A 14,306-nucleotide genomic window follows, 5' to 3' on the forward strand; every position below is an offset into this window, starting at 1 on the left:
CTAAGGTCACTTCACGTGACCGAACGATCACCTCGCGCCGCCGCCGCGCTCCTCCTCGCGCTCTCCCTCGCCGCGCTCGCCTCGCTCTGTGTCGCCCTGCGCATCCCCATGGCGGACGCCCTGGTCTACCGGGCGGAAGGCGCGGCCGTCGCGAGCGGTAGCTCTCTGTACGGGTTCACCGTCACCGCGTGGCAGCTGCCCGCCACCTACCCGCCGTTCGCCGCCCTGCTGTTCGTGCCGACCGCCTACCTGCCGCCGGATGTGCTCCGGATCGCCTTCGGCGCCACCAACAGCCTGCTGGCCGGGGTTCTCGTCGTGCTCTCCTGCCGGTTCGCGGGGATCCGGCCGCGCGGCGCATACGTGCTCGGCGCCACCGCCCTCGCGCTGTGGCTCGAACCCGTCTTCCAGACCTTGCTCTTCGGGCAGGTCAACCTGGCGCTCACCTGCCTCGTACTCTGGGACCTCTCCCGGCCCGCGGGCGCCTTCGGCAAGGGGCTCGGGGTCGGCATCGCCGCCGGGATCAAGATCACGCCGCTCTTCTTCGTGCTGCACCTGCTCGTGCGCGGACAGCGCCGCGAGGCGGCCGTCGCGCTGGCCGGGTTCGGTGCGAGCGTGCTGCTGGGGGCGGCCGTACTGCCCGGCGCCAGCGTCGAGTTCTTCACCCGGCGGCTCTTCGAGACCGGCCGGGTCGGCAAGGCGTGGATCGTCGACAACCAGTCGTTGCAGGGGCTGCTCGCCCGGCTGCTGCACACGCCCGCCCCGGGGGTGGTGTGGGCGGCGGCCGCGGGGGCCGTCGGAGCCGCTGGACTGTGGGCCGCCCGGCGCACCGGCGAACGGTGGGCGCTGCTGGTGAGCGCGTTCACCGCCCTCCTCGTCTCTCCCATCAGCTGGTCGCACCACTGGGTGTGGTGCGTCCCGCTGATCGCGCTGACGGCGGCCGAGGGGCGGACCCGTACGGCCGTCCTGCTCGCCGCCGTCTTCACCGCCCGCACCCTCTGGCTCGTGCCACACGCGGGCGATCTCGACCTCCGGCTACCGCTGTGGCAGCAGCCGTTGGCGTCGCCCTATCCGCTGGCCGGGCTCGCGGTGGTGGCCTGGGCCGGCGTCTCGGCGGGCCGCTCCCGCGCAGAACGGCCGGGCGCCGACGCTCAGTTGCCCGCGAGGAGTTCGTCCGCGTCCATGATCCGGTAGGCGTAGCCCTGCTCGGCGAGGAAGCGCTGGCGGTGGGCGGCGAAGTCCTGGTCGATGGTGTCGCGGGCGACCACCGAGTAGAAGTGCGCCTGGTGGCCGTCGGCCTTCGGGCGCAGCACCCGGCCGAGCCGCTGGGCCTCCTCCTGGCGGGAGCCGAACGTGCCGGACACCTGGATGGCGACGGTCGCCTCCGGCAGGTCGATCGAGAAGTTGGCGACCTTCGACACCACGAGCACGCTGATCTCGCCCTCGCGGAACGCGCCGAAGAGCTTCTCGCGCTGCGCGTTGGACGTCTCGCCCTTGATGACGGGCGCGTTCAAGTGCTCGCCCAGCTCGTCGAGTTGGTCGATGTACTGGCCGATCACGAGGATCTGCTGGCCGGCGAACTTCCGTACCAGCGCCTCCGTGACCTTCCGCTTCGTCGCGGTCGTCGCACAGAAGCGGTACTTCTCCTCCGTCTCGGCCGTCGCGTAGGCCAGGCGCTCGGAGTCGGTGAGGTTGACGCGGACCTCGACGCAGTCGGCGGGCGCGATGTAGCCCTGCGCCTCGATCTCCTTCCACGGCGCGTCGAACCGCTTCGGCCCGATCAGCGAGAACACGTCCGACTCGCGGCCGTCCTCGCGCACCAGTGTCGCGGTGAGGCCGAGGCGGCGGCGGGCCTGGAGGTCGGCGGTGAACTTGAAGACCGGCGCGGGCAGCAGGTGCACCTCGTCGTAGACGATCAGGCCCCAGTCGCGCGAGTCGAACAGCTCCAGGTGCGCGTAGACGCCCTTGCGGCGGGTCGTGAGCACCTGGTACGTGGCGATCGTGACCGGGCGGATCTCCTTCTTCGTGCCGCTGTACTCGCCGATCTCCTCCTCGGTCAGGCTGGTGCGCTTGACCAGCTCGTGCTTCCACTGGCGGGCCGAGACGGTGTTGGTGACCAGGATCAGCGTGGTGGCCTTCGCCTCGGCCATCGCGCCCGCGCCGACCAGCGTCTTGCCGGCGCCGCAGGGCAGCACGACCACACCGCTGCCGCCGTGCCAGAACCCCTCGACGGCCTGCTTCTGGTACGGACGCAGGCTCCAGCCGTCCTCGGCCAGCTCGATGGGGTGCGCCTCGCCGTCGACGTAGCCGGCGAGGTCCTCGGCCGGCCAGCCCAGCTTCAGGAGGGTCTGCTTGATCTGGCCGCGCTCGGAGGGGTGCACGGCGACCGTGTCCGGGTCGAGGCGGGCGCCGACCAGCGGGGTGACCTTCTTCGAGCGCAGGATCTCCTCCAGCACCGGACGGTCGGTCGAGGTGAGGACCAGGCCGTGGACGGGGTGCTTGGAGAGGGTGAGGCGGCCGTAGCGGGCCATCGTCTCGGCGATGTCGACGAGGAGGGCGTGCGGGACCGGGTAGCGCGAGTACTCCACCAGCGCGTCGACGACCTGCTCCGCGTCATGCCCGGCGGCCCGCGCGTTCCACAGGCCCAGCGGCGTCACGCGGTAGGTGTGGATGTGCTCGGGCGCGCGCTCCAGCTCGGCGAAGGGCGCGATGGCACGACGGCAGGCGTCGGCCTGGTCGTGGTCGACCTCGAGGAGCAGGGTCTTGTCGCTCTGGACGATGAGTGGTCCGGTCACCTGGGTGATGTCCCTTCCGACGGATGGCCACCCGGGAGGGGCGGGCAAACTTCCAGTCTGCCGCATCGGGCGGCCGGGCGGGGCCCCGGCCGTGTGCGGGGGGCGGGGTTTCAACACCGGGTGATTCGGAAGGGGCCCGAGCATAGGCGGTTGATCCCGGCGGGTCTAAGGTCTGAAATCCAGGACCAGAACGATGGGGGGCGCCAGGCCGTGGAACAGGACGATGCCGTGATCGGCTGCTCCGGAGTGCTGCTCGTCGCCACCCGCGGACCCGCCGCTCCCGGCGAGGTCGTGGTGAGCGTCCGCGGCGGCACGGAGGCCTTCCTCGCCTGGTCGGAGGAGCCCCTCCCGAAGGGGGCGACCGTGCTCGTGATCGGATCCCGCGGCACCCGCCAAGTGGACGTCATCGAGTGGGCCGATCCGTTGGACGCGTTGGGCGGCCCTCCCGCCGACGCCGGCTAGACGTTTCGTTTCTAAGGAGACAAAGGATGTTCGGTTACCGGGTGCCCGCCCCCGACGAGGCGATGCTGATCTCGGGTGGCAGGCGCGGTCTCGGGGGCGCCCCGTTCCGTGTCGTGACCGGCCACGGCAAGTTCGTCCTGCCGGTCTTCCGCAAGACCCGCTTCCTCACGCTGTCGATGTGCGAGGCGGAGGTCACCGAGACGTGTGTGACCAAGCAGGGCATCGCGCTGCACGTGCGGGCCGTGATCGCGTTCAAGGTCGGCAACGACAACGAGTCGATCGTCAACGCGGGCCAGCGCTTCCTGTCCGACCAGGACCAGATGTCCGTCCTGACCGGCCGGATCTTCGCGGGCCACCTGCGGTCCATCATCGGCTCGATGACGGTGGAGGAGATCGTCACCGAGCGGCAGAAGCTCGCCGCGGAGGTCCTGGAGACCTCGAAGACGGAGATGGCGAAGATCGGGCTCATCGTCGACTCGCTGCAGATCCAGTCGATCGACGACGGCGACACCGGCTACATCGACGCGATGTCCGCGCCGCACAAGGCCGCGATCCAGCGGGCCGCGCAGATCGCCCAGGCGCAGGCGACGCAGGCGTCCGTCGAGGCGGAGCAGGTCGCGGCGCGCAACCAGGCGGAGTACGCGCGGCAGACGGCGGTCGTCAAGGCCGAGTACTCCGCGGAGGTCGACCGCGCCCAGGCACACGCCGCGCAGGCCGGGCCGCTCGCCCAGGCCCACGCGCAGCAGGAGGTGCTCGCGGCCCAGACCGAACTCGCCCAGCGGGCGGCCGAGTTGCGCCAGCAGCAACTCGTCGCCGAGATCGTCAAGCCGGCGCAGGCGGAGGCCGAGCGCATCAAGGTGCTCGCGATCGCCGAGGCGGAGCGGATGAAGATCCAGGCGGAGGCGGCGGCGTCGTACGACCGTGTCGCGCTCGACCGGATGCTCATCGACCAGCTGCCGCAGATCGTGAAGGAAGCGGCGGGGGGTCTGGCGGGGGCGAACGTCAACGTCCTCAACGGGGCGGACGGGCTGGGAGAGATCGCGGCGGGGCTCGTCGGCCAGGGGCTGACGATCCTGGACTCCGTCCGGCAGAACCTTTCCGGCTCGGCGTCCGGGGACTCCAAGAGCGGGGCTCAGCTGTCCCTGCCGGGGCTGTTGTCGGGGAAGCCGGAGGGTAAGGGTGACGGGCCGGTGAACCTGGACTAGCCCTTGCGGGGCGGGCCCCCTTTGGCCGGGGGCCCGCCCCGAGGCCCCCACCCCGGGGCGGGCCCCGGCACCCCCCTGCGTGCGGTCCGTGGCCCGTGCCGCGTCCCGCGCAGTTCCCCGCGCCCCTGAAAACCCCGGTCGTCTGCGGACCGTGCTCGCGTCTCGCGCAGTTCCCCGCGCCCCTGGGGCGCTTGCCCTTGGCAGGGTGCCCAGTTGCGGCATAGCCAGCCTGTCGGGCGTTTGAGGACGAGCGCCCTTCAGGCGCGAACGGGGTCTGGGGCGGAGCCCCAGGTCCTGAACCTCAGCCCCACTCCCCCGGAGGGTTTCGGGAAGGGGCGGGGTGGGGCCTCCCCGGGGTCTGGGGCGGAGCCCCAGCAACCCCCGCTTTCGTCTGCGGACCGTGCCCGCGTCTCGCGCAGTTCCCCGCGCCCCTAACGACGTAGGGCACCCGGAGCCGCAGCCCGGAGCCCGCGCCCGCCGCGGCGGAGCCGCGCGAATGGCTCAGCCCCGCGCCTAGTAGGGCGCCCGGCACCGAGCCCACCCCGGCGGGGTCAGGGGGTGGGGTCGTCGGCTAGTTCGGATACGCCGGTGATGCGGTGGAGGGGGTACGTGCGGACCTCGTCCGCCGTGTGGTCGTAGGCCGTCACGAACCCCCCTTCCACCCGCACCGGCGCAATGACCCGCTGACTCGCCGCACCCTCCGCGTTGACGTAGCCGATCCACACCGCCGACCCCGTCATCGCCGCCGCCTGCACCGTCGCCAGCGTCTCCGCCGACGACGTGCGCGGCAGGGCGCCGTCCGTGCGGGCGGACTCCGGCTGGTCCTTGCGGACGACCGTCGCCGCCGTGTCGCCCGCCCGGATCGCCCGTACCGCCGCGTCGAGCAGGGTTTCGTCGGGGTGCGGAGGACCGTCCGGCACGGGCACGGGGGCCGAACGGCGCGGCGTGCGGCGGGAGTCGGCGCGGGTGATCAGGACATCGCCCTCGGCGGATTCCGCGGCCGGCGCGTACCCCATCGAACGCAGCCCGTCGAGCAGCGCGCCCGGCTCGGCCGTGGTGGCCAGGACCGTCGGGGCGAGGCGGCGCAGCCGCAGGGGCTGGCTGCGCTTGTCGGCCATGATCTCGCCCAGCATCGCCTCGTCGTCGCAGCGTACGTACGCCGAAGCGGCGCCCACCCGCAGATGCCCGTGGCGCCGGGCCACGTCGTCGATCAAGTAGCTGAGCGGCTGCGGCACCGGCGTGCGGCTGTGCTCGGTGAGGAAGGCCTGGAGGTCGGAGGCGGTCCGGCCGGCGTCGAGGGCGCGGCGCACCGAGCCCGCCGTGAAGCGGTAGACGGTCGCGCCGCCCTTGGACTCGATGTCGGCGAGCACCCCGAGCATCGCGGCGAGCGGCCGTCTCAGCGGGCCGGGCGCGACCGCCGTGAGGTCGGCCTGGAGCAGGACGTGGTCGACGGGTTCGGGCAGGTGCGGGGCGAGGGCCTGCGCGGCGAGCCCGCCGAGCGCCTCGCGTTCGGCGGCCCCGGCGGCCCCGGTGAGCAGCACGCGGCCGTGCGTGGTGAGCGCGCCCCGGCCGGTCACGCCCAGCAACTCCGCCTCGGACAGCGTCCATTGGGCGAGCCGCGAGCGCAGGTCGTCGGGCCCGCTGCGCGCCGGGTGCTCCCAGCGCAGCCGGGCGAGGAGCGAGCCGGGCTCGGGCGAGGTGGCCTCGGGCAGCGTGGTGAGCAGGGCCAGGACGCGGTGGCGTACCTCGGGCGCGGGGGAGCGGTCGAGGTCGGGGCCGAGCGCGGCGAGCGTACGGCCCTTGGTGTCCTGCTCGCCGACGAGCCCGGCGGTGCGGGTCGCCGCGAGCCAGGCCACCGCGAGCCGTGCCCAGCGCTCGGCGGGCGGGAGATCGAGCCAGTCGTCGTACTCGGGGGTCGGCGCGTACCGCTCGTCCGCCTCGCCGTCGGACGCCAACAGGCCTGCCGCGTAAGCGAGTTCGAGCCAGAACGCGGTGACCGGCTCGGACAGGTCAAGAGCGGTCGCGGTGCGTTTGAGGTCGCGTACGGACAGACCGCCGGCGCGCAGCACGGCCGGGCCGCCCTCGTTCCACTCGGCGAGCAGGTCCTCGACGGTGGTCAGTGCGGTGAACGCCTGGCCCGCGGCCGCGGCGTCCACAACCTGTGGACGGTATTCGCGCAGGGGCGCGACGGCGGGTGCCGTCGGCTCGGTGGTGCGGTGCGCGCGCCCGGCGCGCAGATGCAGGGCCACCTCGCGCGGCAGCACCAGGGTGCGCGCCGAGGCCGGGAGCAGCAGGCCGTGGTCGCGCAGCCAGCGCACCGGCGGCGGCGGATCGGCCGACACCTCGCCGTACGGCGGGCCCCACACCAGCCGGTCCAGGACGGTCAGCGCGTCGGACGGCGCCGAGTCCAGCAGCTCGGCCATCCGCGCGCGGTCGGTGAACAGGGAGGTCAGCGCGGCGACCGCGGACACCGGGTCGTGGGTCGCGGGGAGGCCCGCGGCCTGGAGGATCTCCTGGACGCGGCCCGGCGACATCCCCGACGTCGCCTCGGCGACGGTCGGGCCGAGGCCGGTGGGGGAGGGGTGCGTGGGCGAGGGGGCGAGCAGTTCGCGGGCGGTACGCACCAGGCGCAGCCGGTCGTCACCGCCCCACACCAGGGCCTGCTCGCGCAGCGCGGCGAGCGCGCCGGGCAGCGCGCGCTCGACCTGGAGGTCGCCGTCGTCCCCGGCGAGCAGGGCGCGCACCGCCTCGTACGGGGCCGGGTCCGGCGCCACGGCCAGGACCTGGGCGGTCTGGAGCGCGAACGTGTCGAGCCGCTCCAGGGCGCGGACGACGGAGGCGCGGGTGCCGGCGCGGGTGGCGAGCTGGGTGAGGTCGCCCGGCACGGGCGAGAGCAGATCGGGCCGGGCCCGCAGCAGCGCGGCGAGGGACTCGTCGGGGCGGGCGCGCAGGGACTCGGCGAGGGTGCGGGGTGCCGGAGCGGTGGCCGGTGCCGGGGTACGGGGTGCCGTGGCGGCGGTGTCGGCTGCCGCGGCAGCTCTGTTCGTCGCGCCGGTCGTTCCTTCGGGCACGTGCGCCTCCTGATTGCGCTCGCCGGTCCCCATCCGCCCCACGGTAGCCCGTGCGCGCTACCGTCAGGACCCGTAGCCGGTGTCCGAAACGCGGCCGGACCGGCGGGACGGCGGCTCTCAGGGTGGCCGCGGGCGGGCTCGCGGAGGGGAAACGCGCGTGGGGATCGAGAGCGACCAGCTGGTCTACGACTACCTGAGCCGGGTCGGTGACCTGGCCCAGCAGCGGCAACTGCCCTCCGGGGACCGGATGCGCCTGGTGTCGTCGCTGCGCGACGAGATCGACAGGCAGCGGGCGAAGTACGGGACGGAGACGCCGGCCACGGTGCGGCGCGTGCTCGGGCGGTTCGGGGCGCCGGAGGAGGTCGTGGAGCGGGCCGCGTCGGGTGCGGGGCCGGGCTCCGGCGGGTCGTACGCGGCTCCGCCCGAGCGGGCCGCGCCGGACGGGGCGGTGCCGGCTCAGCGGGACCGGCTGTTCCCCGGGCGGGGCAAACGCGTACCGCGCCCGCGGCCGCGGTCCCGGGCGGGTGAGCGGGCGGCGGAAGCTGCGCCTTCCGCGCCCTCCGTGCCGGCGCCGCCGCACCTCGCGGGCATGGACGAGCTCGGCAAGCAGGGCGACGAACCCGACTGGTGGCGGGTCGGGCCGACCGCCTCGCTCGGGGGCGACTTCGTGCCGGGGTTCGTCGGCGGGGTGGAGATCCCGGAGATACTGCGGCCGCCGGTGGACGAGGCGGAGCTCGACGAGGCGGACGAGGGCGACGCTGAGGGCGAGGGCGACGACGGGCTCGGGGAGGACGCCGACCTCGTCGAGGTGGTGCCGGAGCGGCGGTTCCGTCCGCGGCTGCGCCGACGCCGGGCCGTCGAGGCGGGGTTCGCCGGCCCGCGGGCCGGCCTCTCCAACCCCCTTCTGCTGCTGGCGGCCGTGCTGCTGGTGGCGGGCGCGCTGTTCGGCCTGTGGCTGGCGCTCGCCGCGGGCTGGCTCCTCGCGTACGCGTCGCGGCGGCTGAGCCCGGCGGAGTCGAAGTGGGCGGTGTTCGGGGTGCCGGGGCTGGCGCTGGTGGGTGGGCTCGTGTGGTTGTGGGGGCGGCAGAACGGGCGGTGGGGGGACCCGATCGGGGCGGGGGAGATGGGGGCGGCGCTGTCGGGGATGTGGCCCTGGGTGATTCGGGTGGCGGCGGTGGGGTCGGCGGGGTTTGTGGTGTGGCGGTCCCAGCGGGGGGTTCGCTGAGGGGGGTTCTCTTCCCCGCCCCGCCCCTTCCCGAGACCCTCCGGGGAACGCACCCGGCCCCGGCGGCATGCGCATCCTCAGCCCGCCCGGCGTTTGAGGACGAGCGCCCTCAAGGCGCGAACGGGGTCTGGGGCGGAGCCCCAGAGGCCCTGCTTTCGTCTGCGGACCGTGCCCGCGTCTCGCGCAGTTCCCCGCGCCCCTGGCGGGGCCGATGCCGGGCGGCACGCAGATCCTCGCTCCTCGGGGCGGGGCGGGGCGGGGCCGGGCGGGGCCGGTGCCGGGCGGGGCCGGGGAGAATGGCTGCATGCACCATGACGCGCCCACGGTCGGGTTCGACCTCGATATGACCCTCATCGACTCCCGGCCCGGCATCCACGCCGTCTACCAGGAGCTTTCCGCCGCGACCGGGACGTACATCGACGCCGACCAGGCTGTCAGCCGGCTCGGGCCGCCGCTCGACTGGGAGCTGCGGCACTGGTTCCCCGAGGAGCTCATCGCGGAGATGGTCCTCCAATACCGTGAGATCTACCCCACACGCGCGATCCTGCCCACGCCCGCGCTGCCCGGCGCCGCCGACGCGGTGCGCGCGGTGCAGGAGCTGGGTGGCCGGGCCGTCGTCGTCACCGCGAAGAACGCGCCGCAGGCCAGGCTCCACCTCGACCACCTCGGCATCGAGCCGGACGAGGTCGTCGGCGGCCTGTGGGCGGAGGCCAAGGCGGTCGCGCTGCGCGAGCACGAGGCGTCGGTGTACGTCGGCGACCACCTCGGCGATGTGCTCGGGGCGCGCGCCGCGGGCGCCGTCTCGGTCGCGGTGTCGACCGGCCCGATCTCCGCGGACGAGCTGCGCGCGGCCGGCGCGGACGTCGTCCTCGACGATCTGACGTCATTTCCGGCCTGGTTGAAGGGTTACGCCGCCGAACGCGCTTGACAGCCCGGCTCGCACTTTCGTGCGGACCGGGCCGCTCCGGCCGCCCCGGCAGGCGGAACGCGTCGTTCAGGCGCGGGCCTGGCGGCGCTGCTCCGCGATGCCCAGGAGCACGCCCGCCCCGGCGATCAGGAAGCCGACGCCCATCAGCATGCAGATCAGATAGGCGATCGACGGGAACGGGGTCGTGTGCAGGAACAGCGGCGCCACCGTGACCAGCGTGGCGAGCGCGCCGATGAAGAAGACGACGGCGCCGACGCGAACCAGCCGATCACCGGTGGTGGGGGCGGAACGGTCGGTCTTGGCCTGGGTTTCGGTACTCACCCCGCCAGGGTAGTTCCCAGCACGTAAGGACAGGCCGGGACGTCTTGTCAGCAGCCCCTGGGCGATTAGCCTTGGTGTCGGCGGGTCGGCTGACGACCCGCTGCACTGCTATCCAGAGCGGTTTCTTCGGTTTTTCGGCGCCCCGCACCCAACGACGAGTACGAGGACGAGGACAGACGTGCCTACCGGCAAGGTCAAGTGGTTCAACAGCGAGAAGGGCTTCGGCTTCCTCTCCCGGGACGACGGCGGCGACGTCTTCGTCCACTCCTCGGTGCTCCCCGCCGGGGTCGAGGCGCTCAAGCCCGGACAGCGCGTCGAGTTCGGTGTCGTCGCCGGGCAGCGCGGCGACCAGGCCCTCTCCGTCACGGTCCTCGACCCGGCCCCCTCGGTGGCCGCGGCCCAGCGCCGCAAGCCCGATGAACTGGCCTCCATCGTGCAGGACTTGACCACTCTCCTCGAGAACATCACGCCGATGCTGGAGAAGGGCCGCTACCCCGACAAGGCGGCGGGCAAGAAGATCGGCGGCCTGCTGCGGGCCGTCGCCGACCAGCTGGACGTCTGAGCCGGACCCACGGGCGTCACCCGCCCCCGCGCGGTCCGGTGGCCGCCGGAGCCCGCTCTAGTGATCGAACGACAGCGCGTCGCGGCTCAGCGCGGGGACGAGCCCCTCGGCCGCGGCGCGGGTCAGCAGCCCGCGCACCGCGGCGTAGCCGTCCTCGCCGAGGTCGGCGGTGAACTCATTGACGTACAGCCCGATGTGGCGGTCGGCCACCGTCGGGTCCATCTCCTGGGCGTGCTCGCGCACGTAGGGCCTCGACGCCTCGGGGTCGTCCCAGGCGAGCCGCACGGAGGCGCGGGCGGAGTCGGCGAGCCGCCGCAGCGTGTCCGGGCCGAGCGAGCGCTTGGCGATGATCGCGCCGAGCGGGATGGGAAGCCCGGTCGTCGCCTCCCAGTGCTGCCCCATGTCGGCGAGGCAGTGCAGGTCGTAGTCCTGGTAGGTGAAGCGGGCCTCGTGGATGACGAGCCCGGCGTCGACCTTGCCGTCGCGCACCGCGGGCATGATCTCGTGGAACGGCATGACGACGACCTCGCCGACCCCGCCCGGCACGACGTCCGCGGCCCAGAGGCGGAACAGCAGGTACGCCGTCGACTTCTCGCTCGGCACGGCCACCGTCCTGCCGGTGAGGTCCACGCCCGCCTCCCGGGTGAGGACCAGCGGCCCGCAGCCCCGGCCGAGCGCGCCGCCGCACGGCAGCAGCGCGTACTCGTCGAGGACCCACGGCAGCACCGCGTACGACACCTTGAGCACGTCGAACTCGCCGCGCTCGGCCATGCCGTTGGTGATGTCGATGTCCGCGAAGGTGACGTCGAGGGCGGGCGCGCCCGGCACCCGGCCGTGCGCCCACGCGTCGAAGACGAAGGTGTCGTTCGGACAGGGGGAGAAGGCGATCTTCAGCGCCGGTTCAGTGCTCATGTGTCGTCCAACTCTCCAATACGGGTGGGAGCTTCCCGAAGGCGCCGGTGAGGGCGGCGAGCGCGTCGCCGATCCGCCAGGCCGAACGGTCGCGCGGGCCGACCTCGTTGGAGATCGCGCGGATTTCCAGGACCGGGAGGCCGTACTGGTCGGCGGCCTCGGCGACGCCGAAGCCCTCCATCGCCTCGGCGACGGCGCGCGGGTGGCCGGCGAGGAGCGCGGCGGCGCGCTCGGCGGTGCCGGTGGCGGTCGTCACGGTGAGGATGGTGCCGAGCGCCGCGCCCAGGGCCTCGGTCGCGCGCCGGCCGAGCGCGCCGGGTACGGGCACCTCGTGGCGGCCGAAGCCCAGCTCGGCGACGGGGATGAAGCCCTCCGGGGAGCCGGCGCCCAGGTCGGCGGCGACGATCCGCGAGGACACGACGAGCGAGCCGAGCGGCGCGGCGCCGGGGAAGCCCCCGCCGATGCCGGCCGACACCACCAGGTCGTAGCCGGGACCGCGGCCGAGGGCCAGAGCGGTGCCGGCGGCAGCGGCCGCGGGGCCGACGCCCGCCGGGTACACGTGGATCTCGTGTCCCGCGCGGCCGTACCGGATCAGCGGCGACGGGACGGACCCGGGCGCGGTGTGCACGGCGCGCCGGACGAACTCCTCGCCCAGGCGCGCGTATCCGGCTGCGGCGAGACCGGCGGCGACGGAGTCCGCCTCCGCCGCCACCGCGGTCGCGACCAGGACGCGCATCAGGCGGGGCCCACGCTCAGGAGTTGGTGCGCTTGAGCGTGAAGCTCCAGACCGACTCGGGCTTGTTGTCCTTGTTGACCTGCACGATGCTGACCTTCTTCTCCTTCGGCGTGGCGCCCTGGCCACCCGTCGAGAAGACATCGGCGTTGGGGAAGCTCCGGTAGGTCTGCGAGGAGGCCTCGGTGATCGGGCTGCCGTCGAGCAGCGCGATCCACTTGCTGCCGTTCTCGACGACCTTGGGGTCGACGCCGAGCCGCAGGGTCGAGCCGGGCGCGTAGTCGATCGACTTCGCGTCCTTGACGCCGCTGAGGCAGCTGGTGAGCTTGTCGTCGGCGAGCGGCTTGCCGTCACCGCGGCAGGACGCCTCGGTGTTGACGGAGTTTGTGCCGACCGTCACGGTCGCGAGAGGCGTCGGCTTGTCGCAGGCGGAGAGGACGAGGAGTCCGGCGGAGGCGGCGGCGAGTGCGAAGCCGGCCCGGCGGGTCCTACCGGAAGTGAACGCAACGGTCATGGACCGAAGGCTATCGGTCGCCCCCGGCCACGCCGCGCGGGGGTGTGGCGCGCCGCGTCGGTGTTGCCCCGGGGCGCGGTCGCGCCACCGCGTCAGGCCACCCGTGGCCGGGGTGTGCCCCGGCGCGCCGCGCCCAGCAGGCCCCGGACGGAGACGACCGCGCCGAGCGCGAGCAGGGCGGAGGCCACCGACATGCCGAGGATCCCGTTGAGCGGCAGCGCGATGCCGATGGCGCCGCCGAGCACCCACGCCATTTGGAGCAGCGTCTCGGAACGGGCGAACGCGGAGGTGCGGACCTCCTCCGGCACGTCGCGCTGGATCATCGCGTCGAGGGACAGCTTGGCCAGGGCCTGGGTGAGGCCGGCGGTGGCGCCGAGCACCGCGACCATCGGGCCGCTGAAGAACGCCGCGGCGAGAACGGCGGCGCCCAGGGCGATGGTCAGCATCGTCACGATCAGGACCTCGGGCCCGCGCGCCTTGAGCAGCGAGCCGACCGCCGTGCCCAGCGCGTTGCCGACGCCCGCCGACACCCCGACGATGCCGAGCGAGACGGCGGCGCTCTGCCCGGCCAGGGGGTGCTCGCGCAGCAGGAACGCCAGGAAGAAGATCAGGAACCCGGACAGGGCGCGCAGCGCGGCATTGGCGTACAGACCGTTCTGCACGGACACGCCGACCGTACGTAGGCTCGGCTTGCGGCCCTCGCGGTCCAGGAGCGTCGCCTTGGTCTCGCCCTTCGCCGAGTCGACCTTGTGGGGCAGCGTGAAGGCCAGGAACGTACCCCCGGCGAAGACACAGAACGCCGCGTAGAGCGGCCACGCCGGCCCGACGCGGGAGAGCCCGGCCCCGATGGGGGCGGCGATGCCGGTGGCGAGGAGACCGGCGAGGGTGACCCGCGAATTCGCCTTCACGAGGGAGAAGCGCGGTGGCAGCAGCCGGGGCACGACGGCGCTGCGCACCACTCCGTACGCCTTCGAGGCGACCAGCACGCCGAGCGCGGCGGGATACAGCTCAAGGCCGCCGGTGGCGACCGCGCCCGACATGGTGAGGGCGAGCAGCGCGCGGGCCAGCATCGCGCCGGCCATCGCGGCGCGGCGGCCGTGCGGCATCCGGTCGAGCAGCGGGCCGATCACCGGCGCCAGGAGGGTGAACGGCGCCATCGTGATCGCCAGGTAGAGCGCGACACGGCCGCGTGCCTGATCCGTCGGTACGGAGAAGAACACGGTCGAGGCGAGCGCCACGGTGATCAGGACGTCACCCGCGCCGTTCACCGCGTGCAGTTCGATCAGTTTGCCGAGCCCCGACTCACCCGCGCCGTGCGCATGGGTGGCTTTTCTGATCGATCGCGCCGTCCCCGAGAAGGGAGCGCGCAGGGCGTGACCGACCGACCGCACCGCCCTGCGGAAGCGGCCCGACCCGTCCCAAGACCCCGACGACCTTGCGGTTGTCACCCCGCCATAGTGCCCCAACCCCGTCCGACCCGAACCAGGATTCGGACGTGCAGGTGGGCCGGGGGCCCCGAAGGGGGTAGCGTGACAGGCGCGCCGCCCGCGGCTGCCCAAGGCCGCGCGCCTCTCCGTGATC

The 14,306-nt window shown here is 73.8% G+C and carries 13 protein-coding genes; 6 read left to right on the top strand and 7 right to left on the bottom strand.

What is annotated here, in order from left to right:
• Positions 1–15 precede the first annotated feature (15 nt).
• Positions 16–1,191 carry a glycosyltransferase 87 family protein gene (locus tag OOJ98_RS32100; RefSeq protein ID WP_267058619.1) on the top strand — a complete coding sequence of 392 codons (1,176 nt, stop codon included), beginning with the start codon at positions 16–18 and terminating at the stop codon, positions 1,189–1,191.
• On the opposite strand, the gene OOJ98_RS32105 is transcribed toward OOJ98_RS32100, so the two are convergent.
• A complete protein-coding gene (locus OOJ98_RS32105) occupies positions 1,149–2,792 on the bottom strand; it encodes a DNA repair helicase XPB (RefSeq protein WP_267058620.1) in 1,644 nt (547 codons plus the stop codon). The genes OOJ98_RS32100 and OOJ98_RS32105 overlap by 43 nt on opposite strands.
• A gap of 210 nt (positions 2,793–3,002) precedes the next feature.
• Between OOJ98_RS32105 and OOJ98_RS32110 the strand changes: the two genes are divergently transcribed.
• Positions 3,003–3,254, top strand: coding sequence for a hypothetical protein (locus OOJ98_RS32110; protein ID WP_267058621.1), 252 nt, complete (start codon positions 3,003–3,005; stop codon positions 3,252–3,254).
• A 26-nt stretch (positions 3,255–3,280) separates the two neighbouring features.
• Positions 3,281–4,459 (top strand): flotillin family protein, encoded by a 1,179-nt coding sequence (locus OOJ98_RS32115; protein WP_267058622.1) that lies wholly within the window; start codon positions 3,281–3,283, stop codon positions 4,457–4,459.
• 551 nt (positions 4,460–5,010) lie between these two features.
• Here the strand turns inward: OOJ98_RS32115 and OOJ98_RS32120 are convergent.
• Positions 5,011–7,563 (bottom strand): helicase C-terminal domain-containing protein, encoded by a 2,553-nt coding sequence (locus OOJ98_RS32120; RefSeq protein ID WP_267058623.1) that lies wholly within the window; start codon positions 7,561–7,563, stop codon positions 5,011–5,013.
• A 124-nt stretch (positions 7,564–7,687) separates the two neighbouring features.
• Between OOJ98_RS32120 and OOJ98_RS32125 the strand changes: the two genes are divergently transcribed.
• Together OOJ98_RS32125 and OOJ98_RS32130 are read left to right on the top strand one after the other, a co-directional pair.
• The gene (locus tag OOJ98_RS32125; RefSeq protein WP_267058624.1) at positions 7,688–8,755 is read left to right on the top strand and encodes a hypothetical protein; all 1,068 of its coding nucleotides are present in this window, start codon (positions 7,688–7,690) and stop codon (positions 8,753–8,755) included.
• Between the two features lie 304 nt (positions 8,756–9,059).
• The gene (locus OOJ98_RS32130) at positions 9,060–9,683 is read left to right on the top strand and encodes an HAD family hydrolase (RefSeq protein WP_267058625.1); all 624 of its coding nucleotides are present in this window, start codon (positions 9,060–9,062) and stop codon (positions 9,681–9,683) included.
• 66 nt (positions 9,684–9,749) lie between these two features.
• Here the strand turns inward: OOJ98_RS32130 and OOJ98_RS32135 are convergent, their stop codons facing one another.
• On the bottom strand, positions 9,750–10,004 hold the full coding sequence (locus OOJ98_RS32135; RefSeq protein ID WP_267058626.1) for a hypothetical protein: 255 nt from the start codon (positions 10,002–10,004) through the stop codon (positions 9,750–9,752).
• A 178-nt stretch (positions 10,005–10,182) separates the two neighbouring features.
• Here OOJ98_RS32135 and OOJ98_RS34875 point away from each other — a divergent pair, with 178 nt between their 5' ends.
• On the top strand, positions 10,183–10,566 hold the full coding sequence (locus OOJ98_RS34875; RefSeq protein WP_323177956.1) for a cold-shock protein: 384 nt from the start codon (positions 10,183–10,185) through the stop codon (positions 10,564–10,566).
• 57 nt (positions 10,567–10,623) lie between these two features.
• Here OOJ98_RS34875 and OOJ98_RS32145 read toward each other — a convergent pair whose 3' ends face one another.
• The 4 genes from OOJ98_RS32145 to OOJ98_RS32160 form a co-directional block, all read right to left on the bottom strand.
• On the bottom strand, positions 10,624–11,478 hold the full coding sequence (locus OOJ98_RS32145) for a 1,4-dihydroxy-6-naphthoate synthase (RefSeq protein ID WP_267058627.1): 855 nt from the start codon (positions 11,476–11,478) through the stop codon (positions 10,624–10,626).
• Positions 11,468–12,214, bottom strand: a complete 747-nt coding sequence (locus OOJ98_RS32150; protein WP_267058628.1) for a futalosine hydrolase — start codon at positions 12,212–12,214, stop codon at positions 11,468–11,470. Before OOJ98_RS32150 ends, OOJ98_RS32145 begins: the two co-directional genes overlap by 11 nt.
• A gap of 16 nt (positions 12,215–12,230) precedes the next feature.
• A complete protein-coding gene (locus tag OOJ98_RS32155; RefSeq protein WP_267058629.1) occupies positions 12,231–12,725 on the bottom strand; it encodes a DUF2771 domain-containing protein in 495 nt (164 codons plus the stop codon).
• A 92-nt stretch (positions 12,726–12,817) separates the two neighbouring features.
• Positions 12,818–14,173: an MFS transporter gene (locus tag OOJ98_RS32160; RefSeq protein ID WP_267058630.1), complete on the bottom strand. Its 1,356-nt coding sequence runs from the start codon at positions 14,171–14,173 to the stop codon at positions 12,818–12,820.
• Positions 14,174–14,306 lie beyond the last annotated feature (133 nt).

It is taken from the genome of Streptomyces sp. NBC_00083 (assembly GCF_026343295.1).
Lineage (GTDB): Bacteria > Actinomycetota > Actinomycetes > Streptomycetales > Streptomycetaceae > Streptomyces.